This window comes from Pseudonocardia acidicola (assembly GCF_012911935.1).
GTDB lineage: Bacteria > Actinomycetota > Actinomycetes > Mycobacteriales > Pseudonocardiaceae > Pseudonocardia > Pseudonocardia acidicola.
The window spans coordinates 1-17,266 of record NZ_JAAXLA010000024.1; the positions used below are offsets into that span (position 1 = coordinate 1).

A 17,266-nucleotide genomic window follows, 5' to 3' on the forward strand; every position below is an offset into this window, starting at 1 on the left:
GGGTCAGGGGGCGGGCCAGCGGACCTCGAGCCGGGCTCCGCCGTCGGCGGCAGCGCCGGCCACGACCGTTCCACCGCGACCGCGGACCAGCGCCGCGACCAGGGCCAGGCCGAGGCCCGCACCGCCGCCCCCGGCCTCCGGGGCCAGCCGGGTGAAGCGGTCGAACACGCGTTCGCGGTCGGCCTCGGGGATGCCGGGGCCGTCGTCCTCGACGACGAGCCGCACCCAACGGCCGGCCGGCAGCACGCCGATCCGGACCACCGAACGGGCGTAGCGGCATGCGTTGCCCAGCAGGTTGTCCAGGACCAGCCCGACCTCGGCCGGGCTGGCGGCGGCCTTGGCCGGGGACGGCGCGACGAGCTGCAGTACCGGTCCGTCGCCGTTGTCGATCATCGCCGCTCGCCCGATCGCCTCCCGGGCGGCCTCCACCAGGTCGACCGGCTGGGCGGCCGGACGCTGCCCGGCGTCGGCCCGGGCCAGCGCGAGCAGGTCGGAGAGCAGCACCGACAGCCGCTGCGCCTCCACCGCGACTCCGCGCAGGGTCTCGTCGGCCAGTGTCGGGTCGGGGTGTGCGACCGCGACCTCGGCCTGCGCGCGGATCGCGGCCACCGGCGAACGAAGCTCGTGCGCGGCGTCGCCGGTGAACCGCTCCAGCCTGGTCACGGCGTCGTCGCGCCGGGCGAGCAGCGAGTTGATCTCCTCGGCCAGCGCGTACAGCTCGTCGCGGGCGGTGGGCAGCGGCAGCCGCTCCCCCGGCGGGAGTTTCGCCGCGGCCAGGCGCATCCGGTCGACCGGGCGCAACGCGGCCCGGGTCGCGACCCACGCCGCCAGCGCGACGGCCACGGCCGCCAGCAGCGCGGCCAGCAGCAGCCCCAACGCCCCCCGGGCCAGCAGCGTCCCCGCGCCCACCAGGTCGCCGGAGGCCACCACGAGGCGGGTCGAGCCGTCGGGGAGGATCGCCGGCACCGCCAGCCAGCGCCGCGGCTCGCCGTTGCGGAAGACGTTCACCGACTCGCCGGCCGCCAGGTCACGTATCTCCCCCGGGCGCAGCGGCAGCGGCCCACGGCCGTCGACCGGGGTGCCGGCGGTGTCCACCACCCGGACCGACTCCTGCGGCGCCAGGGCGTCCACCGGTGTGCCGGCGGCGATCCGGCCGGCGGCGGCCCGGGCCTGCCCGCGCAGCTCGGCGTCGGCCGCGCTGAGCAGCGTCGACTGCAGCAACCCGGCGCCCAGCTGGCTCAGCGTGATCAGCGCGCAGAGCGCGACCACCCCGACGACCAGCGTGATCCGGAACCGCAGCGTCCGGGCGGCCCACCATCGGCGCAGCCGGCGGATCACGCAGAGCCGACCAGGTACCCGTAGCCCCGCACGGTGCGCACGACGTGTCCGGCGCCGACGGCGTCGAGCTTGCGCCGCAGGTAGCCCACGTAGACCTCGACGACGTTGCGGCTGGCGGCCTGCTCGTCTCCCCACACCAGCCGGAGCAGCTCGTCCTTGGCCACGGCGGTGTCCGGGTGGGTCGCCAGTGCGTGCAGCAGCGCGAACTCCCGGGGCGAGAGCTCGACGGGCCGGCCGTCCCAGGTGACCGTGCGCGCCGCCGGGTCGACCACCAGCGACCCCAGCCGCACCCGCTGCCCGGTCCGGCCCAGCGCGGCGTCGCGCCGGCGCAGCATCGCCCGCAACTGCGCGACCAGCACGACGAAGGAGAACGGCTTGACCAGGTAGCCGTCGGCTCCGAGGTCGAGACCGTCGGCCTGGTCGATCTCGCCGTCCTTGGCCGACACCAGCAGCACCGGGGTGTCGACGCCGCCCGCTCGCAGGCGTTCGAGCACCCGGTAACCGGACAGCCCGGGCAGGATGATGTCCAGGACCACGGCGTCGAAGCTGCCGGTCATCGCGGCGCGCAGGGCGGACGGGCCGTCGCCGACCGCGACGACCTCCATGCCCTCGGCGGTCAGCCCCCGGGCGAGTGCGGTCCGCACCCCGGGTTCGTCGTCGACCACCAGCACTCGTGCCATCGGCGGCGACGCTACTGGTCCGGACGCGGCCGCGGGAACGTCGTGCCGGGCCCGTCACCTCAGACATCTCTCAGCCGCGATGCGTCAGGCTGTGCCCATGGCTGTAGGGCGCACGGGCTGGATCAGGGTCGGGATGGGCGTGACGGTCGCCGGTGCCGTCGGGCTGGGGCTGCTCGCGGTGCCGGCGGGGGCCGGGGCGGCTCCGCAGCTGCCACCGGTCTCGCCGGAGGATCTGGTCAGCTCGGTGCTCTCGGCGAAGCCGGGGCCCTTCAACGGCACCGTCGAGCTGGACAACGCGCTCGGCCTGCCCCCGATCCCGCAGCTGCCGCAGGCCGCGAACGGGACGAGCACGGCGCGGGTGTGGTCCGACGGCGATCACAAGGGCCGGCTGGCGGTGCCCACCGCGCAGGGTGAGCGCACGATCGTCGCCGACGGGACGACGGTGTGGTCCTGGAACTCCGCCGACCGCACCGTCACCCGCAAACCGGAGGGTGCCGGGGACCGGACGGCGCCCGAGTCGGCCATGACCGACCCGAGTGGCGCCGCCACCCAGGCGATCCGGAAACTGCGTACGACGAGCACGGTCAGCGTCGACGGCACCGCCGAGGTCGCCGGGCGGCCGGCCTACGAGCTGGTGCTCGCGCCGGCGCCGACCGAGCGGACCCTGCTGCGTGAGGTCCGGATCGCGGTGGACGCCCAGAAGCGGGTCCCGCTGCGGCTGAGCGTGCTGGCGAACGGCTCGTCCGCCCCGGCGCTGCAGATCGGGTTCACCGACGTCACGTTCGGCCCGCAGGACGGGTCGCTGTTCAGCTTCACCCCGCCACCCGGGGCCACCGTCACCAACGCACCGGCCGAGCACGGGCCCCAGGGCCAGCAGGGCCCGCCACCCGGGACGAAGGTCATCGGTGACGGCTGGGACGCCGTGGTGATCGGCAAGGTGCCCACGACCGGCGGCAGCCAGGGTGGGGCGCCCGGCGCGGGCCGCGGCAACGTCGCCGACCTCGCCGGCCTGGGCAAGCCGGTGAGCGGTAGCTGGGGCAGCGGCCGGGAGATCACCACCGCGGTCGCGACGGCGATCATCACCGGCGACGGCCGGATCGCGGCCGGCGCGGTGCCGGAGCAGGTCCTCACCGAAGCCCTGTCGAAGTGACCCTGACCCCCGACAATGCGCGGGTGGCCGTCGCACCGTCCGATGTTCCAGAGGTCACCACCGCGCCGCCCGCCGCGCGTGCCCGCGGGCTGCGCAAGGTGTTCGGGCGGACCGTGGCCGTCGACGGGATCGACCTGGACGTCCCGGCCGGTTCCGTGCTCGGGATGCTCGGCCCGAACGGTTCGGGCAAGACCACGCTCATCCGGATGCTGCTCGGGCTGACCCGTCCGACGGCCGGCACCGCCGAGTTGCTCGGCTCCCCGGTGCCCGAGGCGGTGGCGTACGCCCTGCCCGACGTCGGGGCCCTGGTGGAGGGCCCGGGGTTCCACCCGTTCCTGTCCGGCCGGGAGAACCTGCGCCGCGCGGCCGCCGCCGAGCCGCGGCTGGCCGGGCGGGCGATCCCGGGCGCGGTCGACGCCGCACTGGGGCGGGTGGGCCTGGCCGACGCGGCCGACCGTCGCTACCGCGGCTACTCCCTCGGCATGAAGCAGCGGCTCGGGCTGGCCGCGGCGCTGCTCGTGCCGCGCCGTCTGGTCGTCCTCGACGAGCCGACGAACGGCCTGGACCCGGCCGGTACCCGCGACGTGCGGCGGGTCATCGCCGAACTGCACGCGGGCGGCGCGACGGTGCTCGTGTCGTCACACCTGCTGGCCGAGGTGGAGGCGACGTGCACGCACGTCGCCGTGCTGCAGGCCGGCTCGCTGGTCGCCGCCGGTGAGCTGCGGACACTGCTCGAGGCCGACACCGGCGGGCTCGTGATCAGCACCCCGGACGTCGACGAGGCGTTGCGGGCGTTGCGGGGCGCGGGGGCCACGGCGTTCCGGGAGGGCGACGCGGTGGTCGTCGCCGACGACGGCCCGCCGGCGCCGGAGATCATCGCGTTGCTGGTCCGGGCCGGGGTGGCGGTGCACGAGGCGCGCCGGCGCCGCGCCCGGCTGGAGGAGCTTTTCGCGCGGCTGACGGAGGAGGCCCGGTGACCACAGCAGTGCCGCTCGCGGCGGACCCGGCGACCCACCCGCGCACCGCTGCGCCGCTGGGCCGGCTGCTCGCCGCCGAGGTCCGCTGGGTGCTGCGCCGCCCGCGCACGCTGGTGATGCTCGGCCTGTTCGCGCTGATGCCGGTGCTGATCTCGATCGGGGTGGTGATCGCGGACCGGCAGAGCGGCGGCGGGTTGATCGGCGCGATCGCCGGCAACGGCCTGGTGCTGCCGATCGCGACGATGACGCTGGCGCTGGCCCTGCTCCTGCCGCTGGCGGTCGCGATGGCTGCGGCCGATGCGATCGCCGGGGAGGCGACGCACGGGACGTTGCGCGGGCTGCTGCTGGCGCCGGTCGGGCGGCTGCGGCTGGTCGGGATGAAGGCATTCGGGGTGCTGGTGGTGGCCGTGCTGGCCACCGGGGTCATCGCGGTGGTCGGGGTGCTGGCCGGGCTCGTGGTCGTGGGCGGGGCCGACGGGCAGCTGGTGACGCTGTCGGGCACCACGGTGGGGCTCGGCGACGCGCTGGGCCGGGTGGCGCTGGTGGTGGTGTGGACGGTCGGGCAGCTGGCCGCCGTGGGGGCGATCGCGCTGGCGGTCTCGGCGCTGACCGAGCACCCGCTGGTCGTGCTGGCCGCAGTGCTCAGCGGGCTCATCGTGTTCGGCGTGCTCGGTGCGATCCCGGCGCTGGACTGGCTGCAGCCCTACCTGCTCACCTCGGGCTGGGGCGCGGGCGCCGACGCGCTGCGCGACCCGCTGCCGCTCGACGGGATGGTGCAGAGCTCGCTGCGGGCGCTGTGCTACATCGCCGTCGGCGGCGGGCTGACCATGGTCCGGATGCTGCGCCGCGACGCCTGACCCGTCGTGCGCGGTGAGTGGTGCGTCAGCGCCACCCACCGCGCACGGGTGTACGGGAGGATGGCGCGCATGGCTGATCTGCTCGACGACGCTGCGATCACCTCCGCGCTGGACGGCCTGCCCGGCTGGGAGCGCGACGGCGACTCCTTCGTCCGCACCGCGAAACTGCCCAGTTTCCCCGCCGCGATCGCTGTGGTGGACCGTGTCGCCGCCATCGCCGAGGAGCGCGACCACCACCCCGACATCGACATCCGCTGGCGGACCCTGACCTTCCGGCTGTCCACGCACTCCGCGGGCGGGCTGACCGAGCTCGACGTCGGGCTGGCCCGCGCCATCTCCGAGCAGCTCGACGCCGCGCAGGGCTGAGCGGCGGCTCAGGAGCCGGCGCGCTGCGCGGGGATCGTGTGGTCGACGAAGAACCGCTCGTCGGCGGGCACCGCCGGCAGGCCCAGCGCGTAGCGCTTGCGGCGGGCTTCCTCGGCGGTGAGCGGGCACCGGGTCGCCCATTGCCGGACCGGCGCGTCGGCGGGCAGGTAGCGGATCAGGTCGGTGTGGTAGATCCCGGCGGCCAGCCGCGCGGCCCGGCTGAGCACGGCCCGCTCGGTCCGGACGGTCAGCGGCGCCGGCGCCAGCATCGCGAGCCCGGGATCCGGGTCGAAGCCGACGATCTCGCTGAGCGCGGCGAGTACGTCGTTGCCCGCCCCGCGGGGCACCGGCCGCGACAGCCCCAGCCGGATCCGCGGGACCTCACGCAGCCCGAGGCGGGAGAACCTGCGGGCGACGGTCGTGCTGGAGCAGACGCCGTCGGTGACCAGGAGGACCTCGATCGCGGCTCCGTGAGCCGCCAGCCGCAGCAGCAGCCCACCTGCTTCGGCGAGCAGCTCGAACGGCTCGACGGCGAGCGCGACGACGCGGTGCACACGTTCGAGTACGGGCGCCGGGCCCCCGAGACTGGCCGGGTTGTCCGGCGCGGCGGTGCGCCGGGTGTCGCTCACGGCTCCTCCTCGCAGACACCGCTGGATTCGCGTCCGTCACCCGTCGCGTTACCCACCCCGGATGCGGCGTACTCGCTGCTCGGCCGCCGCCGGACCCATCCCGGCGCCGTCAGGGGGAGACTGGGCGCCTGCCGACCCATGGGAGCACTGATGACCGGGACCGAGCGGCCGCAGGCCCAGCGGCTGCCACGCAGGCTCTACGAGGCCGAGCTGCTGCGGTTGCAGAGCGAGCTGGTGCAGCTGCAGGAGTGGGTGCGCGGCAGCGGTGCCCGGCTCGTCGTGATCTTCGAAGGGCGGGACGCGGCGGGCAAGGGCGGCGCGATCAAAAGGGTGTCGGAGTACCTGAACCCGCGGATCTGCCGCATCGTGGCGCTGCCCGCGCCCACCGAACGGGAGCGCACCCAGTGGTACTTCCAGCGCTACGTCGAGCACCTGCCGGCGGCCGGGGAGATCGTGCTGCTCGACCGCAGCTGGTACAACCGCGCCGGCGTCGAGCGCGTGATGGGGTTCTGCACGCCCCAGGAATACAAGCGGTTCCTGCGCCAGTGCCCGATCTTCGAGGAACTGCTGATCGACGACGGCATCGAGCTGCGCAAGTACTGGTTCTCGGTGAGCGACGCCGAGCAGGAGCGGCGCTTCCGCGGCCGGCTCTCCGACCCGATGAAGCAGTGGAAGCTCTCCCCGATGGACCTGGAGTCCATCAGCCGCTGGGAGGACTACTCGCGGGCCAAGGACGAGATGTTCGTGCAGACCGACACCCGCACGTCGCCATGGCTGGTGGTCGAGGCCGAGGACAAGCGGCGGGCCCGGATCAACATGATCGCCCACCTGCTGTCCAGCGTGCCGTGGCGGCCCGTGGAGCGGCCCGAGCTGACCCTGCCGAAGCGGCCACGATCACAGGGCTACCTGCGGCCGCCCCGGGAGATGTTCAACGAGGTGCCCGACCACGCGGCGACGCTGAAGGACTGACCGGCACGGATCAGAACCGGCGGTTGGCCAGCACCCCGGTCCGCGCCCGAGCCGTCTCGGCCTGGTCGAGGTCGAGGTCGGCGACCAGCAGCCCGGGCTCGGCCCCCAGCTGCGCGACGACGGCGCCGAACGGGTCGGCGACGAGGCTCGCCCCGATCCCGGTGGGTGCCTTGCCCGCCTCACCGCCCACGGTCGTCGGGTCGGCCTGGTCGCACGCCGCGACGAACGCGCCGGAGTCCAGCGCGCGGGCGCGCACCAGCACGTCCCACTGCTCACGCTTGCCGCGCCCGGCCCCCCATGACGCGGGCAGCACGATCAGCGCCGCCCCGCGCCCGGCCAGCTGCTGGAACAGCCCGGGAAACCGCACGTCGTAGCAGGTCGCGAGACCGACGGTGTGGCCGTCGACGTCGGCGGTGACCGGCTCGCGGCCCGGCGCGACGGTGTCGGACTCGGCGAACCCGAAGGCGTCGAACAGGTGGATCTTGTCGTAGGACGTGTCGACGCCGCCGCCGGTGGCCAGCAGCGTGTTGTGCACCCGCCCGTCCGCGGACGGGGTGAACATGCCGGCGACCAGCGTGATCCCGGCGTCGGCCGCGATGGCCCGGACCCGTGTCGCCCACGGCCCGTCCAGCGGCTCGGCCACCGGCCCGAGCGGGACGCCGAACCGGCACATCGCCGCCTCCGGGAACACCACCAGGCGGGCGCCGGCGTCGGCGGCCCGCCGGGTGTAGTCGTCGATCAGCTTCAGGTTGTCCTCGGGCTCGGTCGAGGAGGCGGCCTGGGCGAGGGCGATGCGCATGCCGGAGATGATCCCCGTACGAGGCCCGCACGGCGAACCGCTAGAGTCGAGCCCGTGCAGCGCCAGTACTGGTTTGGACGCCCGGCCCCGGATGGGCCGGCAGGCGTCTCGCTGCGCTGACCTCCCATCCCCGAGCCGGATCGACAAGCCGGCTCGACGGGACCGACGAGGCGGCTTGCCGGAAAGGAAGCCCCCGTCATGTCTCTCACCGCCCACCCGGCGGACGCCTGCGACCAGGTGCTCGACGACCACCGCACCAACCGGATCAGTCCGCTCCTGTCCCCCGCGTTGCTGCGCCACGAGCTGCCCGTCGACGCGGCCGTGGCGGAGACGGTCACCCGTGCCCGCGCGGAGATCGTCGACGTCCTCGACGGGCGTGACGACCGGCTGATCGTGGTCGTCGGACCGTGCTCGATCCACGATCCCGAGGCCGCCCTGGACTACGCCCACCGGCTGGCCGCGCACACCGCGGGTGTCAGCGACCGGCTCCTGGTCGTCATGCGGGCCTACTTCGAGAAGCCCCGGTCCACCCTCGGCTGGAAGGGCCTGATCAACGACCCGGGCCTGGACGGGACGTTCGACGTCAACACCGGCCTGCGGCTGGCCCGCAAGCTGCTGCTCGACGTCTCCGCGCTCGGGCTGCCCGTCGGCTGCGAGTTCCTCGACCCGATCACCCCGCAGTTCATCGCCGACACGGTCAGCTGGGGCTCGATCGGCGCCCGGACCGCGGCCAGCCAGGTGCACCGTCAGCTGTGCAGTGCGCTGTCGATGCCGGTCGGGATCAAGAACTCGACCGACGGTGACGTCCAGGTGGCGGTCGACGGCGCGCGGGCGGCCGCGGCGAGCCACGTGTTCATGGGCATCAACCGCGACGGGCTCGCGGCGCTGATCACGACGTCGGGCAACCCGGACTGCCACGTCATCCTGCGTGGCGGGTCGGCCGGGCCCAACCACGACGCCGTCACCGTCGCGCACACGATGGAGCGGCTGCGCGCGGCCGGGCTGCCCGAGCGCGTGCTCATCGATGCCAGCCACGGCAACAGCGGCAAGGACCACGTGCAGCAGGCCGCCGTGGTCCGCGACGTCGCCGCGCGGATCGCCGCGGGCGAGCGGGGTGTGGCCGGCGTGATGCTGGAGAGCTTCCTGGCCGCCGGCCGCCAGGACCTGACGCTCGGTGCGCGCGACGAGCTCAGCTACGGCCGCAGCATCACCGACGCCTGCATGGACTGGGACACGACCGCGGCGCTGCTCGACGAGCTCGCGGCGGCGGTGCAGACCCGGCGCTGAGGCCCGGCACCACTGTCGCGCGCGGCTTCACGTCGTGGTCGCCGGCCGGAAACGACTACCGCGTGAAGCCGCGCGCGGGCGCTCCCTGCGGATGCCGCCGCAGCGCCGTAGGTTCGGCGGCATGCCCGACCCGCGGCTTCGAGTCTTCGTGGAGAACGGTCCTCGCGGGGGCGAGTGGGTGACGATCGAGGCCGGATCCGACGGCGCGCCACCGCCCCGCATCGAACTGCTCGACCCGGCGGTGGCGCAGGTCGTCGACGACAACACGTCGATGCCGCTGCCACCGGCGCAGCGGAAGCTGTCGACGTACGAGCGCACCGGGGTCCGGCACGCCGACGGCAGCGCGGTCTACCGGTGGTCGGGGCCGACGGACGCGCCACCGACTCGGCGGTGAGCCGCAGAGGTGCAAGCCCGGCAAACACGGGCGAGTGGTACCCTTTCGGTCGAATCCGGCGCGCCGCAGCCCCACGTTCGATCACGGAACGCAATTCACAGCGGGCGCTCCGACTGCCTCCATTAGCACGATCCGGCGACGGTCGTTCGCCAACCCCTTCCTCCGTGGTCGCCGCGCAAGCGTGCCACTCTGCTGCCGTGGCGACCGGCGACATGGAGCAGACAGTGCCCCTGGCCCGCACGCGGCACCTGCTCTGCAAGGTTCCCGAAGCGACGGTGTACTTCTGGATCATCAAGGTGCTGACCACCGGGATGGGCGAGGCCGCGGCCGACTACCTGGACCACGCGCTCAGCCCGGTGCTCGCGGTCGCACTCGCCGGCGTGGGGCTGGTGGCCTCACTGACGCTGCAGTTCACCGCCCGCCGGTACGTGGCGTGGATCTACTGGCTCGCCATCGTCATGGTCAGCGTGTTCGGCACGCTGGTCGCGGACGGTGTGCGCCTGGCCCTGGGGTTGTCGTACCTGGAGTCCACCCTCGGGTTGGTGGTCGTGCTGGCACTGGTCTTCGCGGCCTGGTACGCGAGCGAGAAGACGCTGTCCATCCACAGCATTCACACCCGGCGCCGAGAGTTCTTCTACTGGGCCGCGGTGATGACCACGTTCGCGCTCGGCACGGCAGCGGGCGACCTGACCGCGAGGACCCTGGCGCTGGGCTACCTCGCGTCGGGTGTGCTGTTCGCCGTGGTGATCGCGGTCCCGGCGGTGGCGCATCTGCGGTTCGGCCTCAACGCCATCCTGGCCTTCTGGCTGGCCTACATCGTGACCCGGCCGCTGGGCGCCTCGTTCGCGGACTGGGCGGCGGTGCCGCCCGCTGCAGGCGGCCTCGGGCTGGGCACCGGGACGGTCAGCGTGGGCCTGGCGATCGTGATCCTCGGTCTCGTCGGCTTCCTGAGCGCCACCCGCGGGGACGTCGCCTCGCAGTCCTGATCGGACAGTCCGCCCGGGATGCTCACCGCGTCCTGGCCGGCCGCCCCCGAACACCGCTGACGCGCTGACCTGCGGGCGCGCGATCGCCCGCGCCCGGCTATCGCCGCGGGGGTGGAATCGCGGCGCGGATTTCGGCCTCCCAGCAGCAGGCGCCGCCCGACCCTGCGCGTCACCCTGACCGGAGGAGTACGTGCGCACGTCCGCAGAAGCGGTGCACGTCCGCGGGGAAGCGGGTGCGTACGTCCGTGAAAGCGCGTGCGCACGCCGTGGCCTGGAACGGCCGCCCGGGCAGATGCACCGGGCCCGCACCGGTCGACCAATGGTGATCACTCGGTGTCCACGGGCGGCCGAACCGTTCGAGGAGGACAAATGACCGAAGGCATGACGCAAGGCCGGAACATCACGGTGGCCATCACCGGTGCAGGCGGCACCGGAGCCGCCAAGCGGCTACTGCAGGCCCTGCAGCAGGACACCCGCGTCTCGCACGTCGACCTCATGGTCTCGGACAACGGACGCAAGCTGGTGGCCTTCGAATTCCACACCGGGGAGGACCAGAACTCGGTGCTGCAGGCCCTCGGCGTGACCTCGCCGAAGGTGCGGGTGCTGGATCCCGACGACATGAGCGGACCGGTGACCAGCGGCAGCTATCGCAACGATGCCATGATCGTGCTGCCGTGCGCGGCCGGCGTGCTGGGCCGGATCGCGCAGGCCCAGGCGCTGACCCTGATCGAACGAGCCGCGGACGTGGCCCTCAAGCAACGCCGCACGCTGATCCTGTGCCTGCGGGAAGCGCCGTTGAACCTCGCCCACCTGCGCAACATGGTCGCGGTCACCGAGACCGGCGCGATCGTCTACCCGATGATCCCGACCTACTACAACGTCCCGCAGACCCTGGGGGAGTTGCAGGACGAGTTGGTCGAACGGCTGCTGGAACTCATCGACCTGCCGGAGACCGACCGCTACCAGTGGGACGGCCACGAGACCGTTGCCCACCGCGAGCACGTCCTCGAACACCGGTAACCGGTCCGGAGAACCGGCTTCCCGCACGTCAGAGGAGAAACTCCGTGCGAGTCGTGGTCGCGATGACCGGCGCCACCGGGGCGGTGCTCGGCATCCGGATGCTGGAGGCGTTGCGCGAACTCGAGGTGGAGACACACCTGGTGGTGAGTCGCTGGGCGCGGGCGACGGTGGCGCACGAGACGCCCTATTCGATCCGGGACGTCACCGCGTTGGCGTCTGTGACCTACAGCCCGGACGATCAGGGCGCGGCGATCTCCAGCGGCTCGTTCCCGACCGACGGCATGGTCGTGGCGCCGTGCAGCATGAAGACGCTGGCCGGCATCAGGACCGGATACGGCGAGGGACTGATCGCCCGCGCGGCCGACGTGACGCTGAAGGAGCGGCGCCGACTGGTACTGGTGGCCAGGGAGACGCCGCTCTCGGCGATCCATCTGGAGAACATGCTGGACCTGACCCGGATGGGCGCGGTGATCCTGCCGCCGATGCCCGCCTTCTACACCCGGCCGACGAGCGTCGCCGAGATCGTCGACCACATCGTCGGCCGTGCTCTGGATCAATTCGGCCAGTCGCTGCCGTCCGTGCGGCGGTGGGCGGGGATGGGCACAGCGCCCTCGACCCGACTCGCCGCGGTCCGACCTGAGGAATGAACATGGCGTACTCGGATCTACCTGACTTTCTGTCCCATTTAGACAACAACGGCCAGTTGCTGAAGATCACCGACACGGTGAAGCCCGAGCCGGACCTGGGCGCGGCGGCCCGAGCGGTGTCCAACCTGACCGATCGCGGGCCGGCGCTGCTGTTCAACAACATCTACGGCTACGAACACGGGTCGGTGGCGCTCAACGTGATCGGCTCGTGGCCGAACCACGCGCTGATGCTGGGCTTGGACAAGGACACCCCGGTCAAGGAGCAGTTCTTCGCGTTCGCCCGTCGCTGGGACGACTTCCCGGTCGCCGTGGAGCGCCGGGACGACCCGCCGTGGCGGGAGCACACCATGGACGGCGGGATCAACCTGTTCGACCTGTTCCCGTTGTTCCGGCTCAACCGCTACGACGTGGGCTGCTACATCGACAAAGCCGCGGTGGTCAGCCGCGATCCCGACGACCCGGACGACTTCAACAAGCAGAACGTCGGCATCTACCGCATCCAGGTCAAGGACATCGACCGGCTGGGGATCCAGCCGCTGCCCACCCACGACATCGGGCTGCACCTGCGCGCAGCCGAGGAGCGCCGGGAGAACCTGCCGGTGGCGATCACGATCGGCAACGAGCCGGTGATCACCACCGTCGGCGGCATGCCGCTGACCTACGAGCAGTCCGAGTACGAGATGGCCGGCGCCATCCAGGGCAGCCCGTACCAGATCGCCACGGCGCCGCTGACCGGCTTCGACGTGCCGTGGGGGTCCCAGGCGGTCCTGGAGGGCGAGATCATCGCCGGGGTCCGCGAGATCGAGGGCCCGTTCGGCGAGTTCACCGGACACTACTCGGGTGGACGCCGGCAACCGGTGATCCAGATCCGCAAGGTCAGCTACCGGACGAACCCCATCTTCGAGCACCTCTATCTCGGCATGCCGTGGACCGAGATGGACTACACGCTGGCCCTGAACACCAGCGTGCCGCTGTATCAGCAACTCAAGAGGGACTTCCCCGACGTCATCGCGGTCAACGCGATGTACACCCAGGGGCTGTTGGCCATCATCTCGGTCAAGCAGCGCTACGGCGGCTTCGCCAAAGCAGTCGGCCTGCGCGCCATGGCCACCCCGCACGGCCTCGGCTACTGCACCGTCATCATCATGGTCGACGACACGGTCGACCCGTTCAACCTGGCCCAGGTGATGTGGGCACTGTCGGTCAAGTTCCACCCGCACTACGACATCGTGACCGTGCCCAACGCGTCGGTGCTGCCGCTCGATCCCAGTTCCGATCCGCCCGGGATCATCCACAAGGTGGTGCTGGACGCGACCACTCCGATCGCGCCGGAGACCCGTGGCCACTACTCCCAGCAGGTCGACTCGCCGATGGGTACGAGGGAATGGGAAGAGAAGCTCAAGGGGCTGCTGCGATGACCAAGTCCGACGAATTGCCGACCATCTGCCCCCGCTGCGACGATCACGACATCCGGGTGCTCACCGTCTCTCCGGTCCCCGGCGCGTGGACCATGTTCTCCTGCCACACGTGTTTCTACAGTTGGCGCAGCACCGAACCCTCCTACGCCACCGATCCGGCCACGTACCCGGAGGTCTTCAAGATCGACCCGAAGACCATTCCGGAGATGCCGGTGTTCCCGTCGATTCCCGAGCCCCGGCAGCAGTAGCGCCCGCGGCAGCGTCGAGGATCGGCCACGACAGGGGAAGCACCCATGCCCTTCTACCAATGCACCACTCGTGCCGGGCTTCTGACCGGCGAACAGAAGGCCCGCCTGGCCAGGGAGATCACGCGCATCCACTGCGCGACAACGGGTGCACCGGAAAGCTTCGTCACGATGTCCTACAACGAGGTGTCACCGGCCGATCTGTTCGTCGCCGGCGAACCGTCGTCGGCATCGCGGATCACCGGCCTGATCCGTGCGGGGCGGCCGGAATCGGTCACCCTCCAGCTGCTCACCGGCATCTCCCGCGCGTGGAGCGCGGTCACCGGCCGGCCGGAGAACGATGTCGCCGTCTTCCTGCAGGAGATCGAGGCGCAGCACGTCATGGAGGGTGGCCGGGTCCTGCCCAGGCCGGGCGGGGAGCAGGAGTGGCTCGCCCACCGGAACTGACCGGCCGCGGCGGCATCGGCTGAACTGCCGCGGCACCGAGGGGAAGCAGGCTGGGATGGCCCGGTTGATCGGCGACCGTCTTCCTCCCGAGCTCGTCGAGGCACTCGGCGACGACGCTCTGGCCGGCGAGGATCAACCCGCCTATCTGCTGAGCACCTGCGACGATTCCGGCAACCCGCGGATATCCATGCTGAGCGTGGGCGAGCTGGTGGTCCCGGACGACCGGCACCTCCGGGTCGCGCTGTGGCAGGACACGCACACCGGCCACAACCTACGGGCCGGACGACCGGCGCTGTTCAGCTCCATCGCCCCGGGGTCGGTGCTGTACGTCCGCACCGACCCCGCTCCCCTGCCGGCGCCGCCCGGCTCCCGCCTGGACTTCTTCGAGCTGACGGTCACCGCCGTCGAGTCGGACGAGCACATCGGCATGCCGGTGACCAGCGGCATCACCTTCACGACGGCCGGCGCGGACGCCGGCCACGACGACATCGTGGCGACCTGGCGCCGTCAACGGGGACTGCTGGCCGCCGCACCCCGATCATGATTCCGGCGAGCTGCGACCCTCATCCTCGCCGGGTGAGGCGGCGCCGGGACGGCCGCCCTAGCGTCCGGTCGGTCAAAGCACCTGATTCCGTCCGACCGAGGAGCTGGGATGGCAGCCGCCTTCGACCGGAGCACGCTGCCCATCCGCCGTCCGCCGTTCGGCGGCACGACGAGAAGGACCCTCGAGGGGTCGGTTCCGGATTGGGACCAGGCGTCGCACGTCAAGCCACCCGACGGGGCGCCGAACGTGTTGCTCGTGCTGATCGACGACGCGGGCTTCGGCAACCCGAGCACGTTCGGCGGTGCGATCGACACCCCCAACTACACGCGCATGGCCGACGGCGGCCTTCGGTACAACCGCTTCCATGTGACGGCGGTGTGCTCGCCGACGCGAGCGGCGCTGCTCACCGGCCGCAACCAGCATCGCGTCGGGTTCGGTCTGGTCAGCGAGTTCTCCGGGCCGTTTCCCGGCTACAACGCCACGATCCCACGTGACTGCGCGACGCTGCCGCGTGTCCTCTCCGACAACGGCTACCTCACCGCAGCCATCGGGAAGTGGCACCTCACTCCGGATGATCAGCAGGGCGCTAGCGGCCCGTTCGACCGCTGGCCGACAGGACTGGGATTCGACTACTTCTGGGGATTCCTCGGTGGCGAGGCGGGCCAGTACGACCCGCTGATCACCGAGAACCAGAAGACGGTCGGCGTCCCCACCGGAACGAACGGCGAGCCGTACTACTTCCCCGACGACATGGCCCGCACGACGATCGACTGGCTGCACCGGGTACGGGCGGAGGACCCCGAGACACCGTGGTTCGTGTACTACGCGACCGGCTGCAGCCACGCCCCGCACCATGTGCCGAAGCGATGGTCCGAGAAGTACGCGGGGAGGTTCGACCGGGGCTGGGACGTGGTGCGCGAGGAGACCCTGGCCCGGCAGAAGGCCCTCGGCGTGGTTCCCCCCGAGACCACGTTGCCGAGCAACGATGCGTTCCCGGCCTGGGACTCCCTCGACGAGACGCACAAGCGGCTCTACGCCCGCCAGATGGAGGTCTACGCGGGCTACTCGGAGAACGCCGACTGGAACGTCGGCCGGGTGCTCGACTCGATCGAGGAGATGGGCGAGCTCGACAACACGCTGATCATCTGGATCTGGGGTGACAACGGGGCGAGCATGGAAGGGACGCTCACCGGGACGTTCAACGAGCTGACCACGCTCAACGGCATCTCGCTGACTCCCGAACAGCAGATGGGTCTGCTGTTCGAGCACGGCGGCCTGGAGGCCTGGGGCAGCGAGGAGCTGGCTCCGCACTACTCGGCGGGGTGGGCGTGGGCCGGTAACTGCCCCTTCGACTGGGGCAAGCAGGTGGCCTCCCACCTCGGCGGGACGCGCAACCCCCTCGTGATCCACTGGCCTGGCCACATCGACGCTGCCGGGCAGTTGCGAACGCAGTTCACCCACGTCACCGACCTCGCCCCGACGATCCTCGACATCGCCGGCATTCCGCGGCCAACCCATGTGGACGGCATCGAGCAGGAGCCGCTGCACGGCTTCTCGTTCGCCGACTCGTTCACCGATGCGCAGGCCCCCGAGCGACACACCCAGCAGTACTTCGAGGCCGTGGGCAACCGTGCGATGTACAAGGACGGCTGGTGGCTGGCGATGCGGCTGCCCCGGATCCCGTGGGAGCTTCATCCGCAGGCCCTGCGCCGCTTCGGCCCCGGCTGGGACCCCGACGCGGACCCCGTCGAGCTCTACTACCTGCCCGACGACTTCGCCCAGGCCCACAATCTCGCGGACGGGCACCCGGAGAAGGTCGAGGAGCTGCGCGCGCTGTTCTGGCAAGAGGCCGAGCGCTACCAGGTCCTGCCGCTGCTCGGTGGCCTCTCGTCCTTCTACGGCATCGTGCCGCCCGTCCCGAAGGTCTCGACGTTCACCTACCGCGGGCGGATCGAGAACGTCCCGGCCGGGATGATCCCGCGCATCTACAACCACTCGTACTCGATCAGCGCCGACCTCGTCATCCCCGAACGAGGCGCCGAGGGGGTGATCGTCGCCGCCTTCGACCACCTCGGCGGGTTCGCGCTGTTCGTCGAGGACGGACGACTCAAACACACCTACTCGATGCTCGGCGTCCTCGTGTACACGCAGGAGGCCCCCGAGCCGCTGCCGTCCGGCGAGGTCAACGTCACGATGGTGTTCGCCGCCGACGCCCCGGAACCGGCGACCGGCGGCGATGTGACGCTGTCCGTCAACGGAAAGCCCGTGGCCCGTGGCCACATGGAGCACACCGTGCCGGCCCGGTTCTCCGGCTACGCCGGGATGGACATCGGCTGTGACAACGGGCTCGTCGTCGATCCCCGCTACGCCGCGAAGGCGCCGTTCCGCTTCACCGGCGAGATCAAGCAGGTGGTGTTCGACATCAACCCCGACCTACGGGCCGAGGACACCCGTGCGCTCCACGAGCACGCCGCGCGGGTGCTGGCCACCTACGGCGCGAACGCCTGACCGGC

General features: G+C 72.0%; 19 protein-coding genes. 15 read left to right on the plus strand and 4 right to left on the minus strand.

Annotated elements, in window-relative coordinates; translation table 11 throughout:
- Positions 1-3: 3 nt before the first annotated feature.
- Together HF526_RS14590 and HF526_RS14595 are read right to left on the minus strand one after the other, a co-directional pair.
- A complete protein-coding gene (locus tag HF526_RS14590) occupies positions 4-1,338 on the minus strand; it encodes a sensor histidine kinase (RefSeq protein ID WP_338051479.1) in 1,335 nt (444 codons plus the stop codon).
- Positions 1,335-2,018 (minus strand): response regulator transcription factor, encoded by a 684-nt coding sequence (locus HF526_RS14595; RefSeq protein WP_169381974.1) that lies wholly within the window; start codon positions 2,016-2,018, stop codon positions 1,335-1,337. The genes HF526_RS14590 and HF526_RS14595 overlap by 4 nt, the downstream gene beginning before the upstream one ends.
- Positions 2,019-2,115: 97 nt before the next feature.
- Between HF526_RS14595 and HF526_RS14600 the strand changes: the two genes are divergently transcribed.
- The 4 genes from HF526_RS14600 (at position 2,116) to HF526_RS14615 (ending at position 5,368) form a co-directional block, all read left to right on the plus strand.
- Positions 2,116-3,168, plus strand: coding sequence for a LolA family protein (locus HF526_RS14600; RefSeq protein ID WP_239028690.1), 1,053 nt, complete (start codon positions 2,116-2,118; stop codon positions 3,166-3,168).
- A 23-nt stretch (positions 3,169-3,191) separates the two neighbouring features.
- Entirely contained in the window at positions 3,192-4,145 is a 954-nt protein-coding gene (locus HF526_RS14605) for an ATP-binding cassette domain-containing protein (protein WP_169381975.1), read from the plus strand.
- Positions 4,142-5,002: an ABC transporter permease subunit gene (locus tag HF526_RS14610; protein WP_338051480.1), complete on the plus strand. Its 861-nt coding sequence runs from the start codon at positions 4,142-4,144 to the stop codon at positions 5,000-5,002. Before HF526_RS14605 ends, HF526_RS14610 begins: the two co-directional genes overlap by 4 nt.
- Positions 5,003-5,071: 69 nt before the next feature.
- Positions 5,072-5,368: a 4a-hydroxytetrahydrobiopterin dehydratase gene (locus tag HF526_RS14615; protein WP_169381976.1), complete on the plus strand. Its 297-nt coding sequence runs from the start codon at positions 5,072-5,074 to the stop codon at positions 5,366-5,368.
- 8 nt (positions 5,369-5,376) lie between these two features.
- Here HF526_RS14615 and HF526_RS14620 read toward each other — a convergent pair whose 3' ends face one another.
- The gene (locus HF526_RS14620; RefSeq protein ID WP_169381977.1) at positions 5,377-5,997 is read right to left on the minus strand and encodes a hypothetical protein; all 621 of its coding nucleotides are present in this window, start codon (positions 5,995-5,997) and stop codon (positions 5,377-5,379) included.
- A 150-nt stretch (positions 5,998-6,147) separates the two neighbouring features.
- Here HF526_RS14620 and ppk2 point away from each other — a divergent pair, with 150 nt between their 5' ends.
- Positions 6,148-6,966, plus strand: a complete 819-nt coding sequence (gene ppk2, locus HF526_RS14625) for a polyphosphate kinase 2 (protein WP_169381978.1) — start codon at positions 6,148-6,150, stop codon at positions 6,964-6,966.
- A gap of 10 nt (positions 6,967-6,976) precedes the next feature.
- Here the strand turns inward: ppk2 and HF526_RS14630 are convergent, their stop codons facing one another.
- A complete protein-coding gene (locus HF526_RS14630; RefSeq protein WP_169381979.1) occupies positions 6,977-7,765 on the minus strand; it encodes a carbon-nitrogen hydrolase family protein in 789 nt (262 codons plus the stop codon).
- A gap of 198 nt (positions 7,766-7,963) precedes the next feature.
- Between HF526_RS14630 and HF526_RS14635 the strand changes: the two genes are divergently transcribed.
- From HF526_RS14635 to HF526_RS14680, 10 genes are all read left to right on the plus strand, one after another.
- Positions 7,964-9,052, plus strand: coding sequence for a 3-deoxy-7-phosphoheptulonate synthase (locus HF526_RS14635; RefSeq protein WP_169381980.1), 1,089 nt, complete (start codon positions 7,964-7,966; stop codon positions 9,050-9,052).
- Between the two features lie 121 nt (positions 9,053-9,173).
- Positions 9,174-9,446, plus strand: coding sequence for a hypothetical protein (locus tag HF526_RS14640; protein ID WP_169381981.1), 273 nt, complete (start codon positions 9,174-9,176; stop codon positions 9,444-9,446).
- A 197-nt stretch (positions 9,447-9,643) separates the two neighbouring features.
- A complete protein-coding gene (locus HF526_RS14645; protein ID WP_338051481.1) occupies positions 9,644-10,432 on the plus strand; it encodes a COG4705 family protein in 789 nt (262 codons plus the stop codon).
- A gap of 369 nt (positions 10,433-10,801) precedes the next feature.
- Positions 10,802-11,452, plus strand: coding sequence for a UbiX family flavin prenyltransferase (locus HF526_RS14650; RefSeq protein WP_169381982.1), 651 nt, complete (start codon positions 10,802-10,804; stop codon positions 11,450-11,452).
- 44 nt (positions 11,453-11,496) lie between these two features.
- Entirely contained in the window at positions 11,497-12,099 is a 603-nt protein-coding gene (locus HF526_RS14655; RefSeq protein WP_338051482.1) for a UbiX family flavin prenyltransferase, read from the plus strand.
- A gap of 2 nt (positions 12,100-12,101) precedes the next feature.
- Positions 12,102-13,517 carry a non-oxidative hydroxyarylic acid decarboxylases subunit C gene (locus HF526_RS14660; RefSeq protein ID WP_169381983.1) on the plus strand — a complete coding sequence of 472 codons (1,416 nt, stop codon included), beginning with the start codon at positions 12,102-12,104 and terminating at the stop codon, positions 13,515-13,517.
- Complete coding sequence (locus HF526_RS14665; RefSeq protein ID WP_169381984.1) at positions 13,514-13,765, plus strand: non-oxidative hydroxyarylic acid decarboxylases subunit D; 252 nt, start codon at positions 13,514-13,516, stop codon at positions 13,763-13,765. The genes HF526_RS14660 and HF526_RS14665 overlap by 4 nt, the downstream gene beginning before the upstream one ends.
- 45 nt (positions 13,766-13,810) lie before the next feature.
- Positions 13,811-14,209: a tautomerase family protein gene (locus tag HF526_RS14670; protein WP_169381985.1), complete on the plus strand. Its 399-nt coding sequence runs from the start codon at positions 13,811-13,813 to the stop codon at positions 14,207-14,209.
- Between the two features lie 55 nt (positions 14,210-14,264).
- Positions 14,265-14,753, plus strand: a complete 489-nt coding sequence (locus HF526_RS14675) for a hypothetical protein (protein WP_169381986.1) — start codon at positions 14,265-14,267, stop codon at positions 14,751-14,753.
- A 108-nt stretch (positions 14,754-14,861) separates the two neighbouring features.
- Positions 14,862-17,261, plus strand: coding sequence for an arylsulfatase (locus tag HF526_RS14680; protein ID WP_169381987.1), 2,400 nt, complete (start codon positions 14,862-14,864; stop codon positions 17,259-17,261).
- Positions 17,262-17,266: the final 5 nt, after the last annotated feature.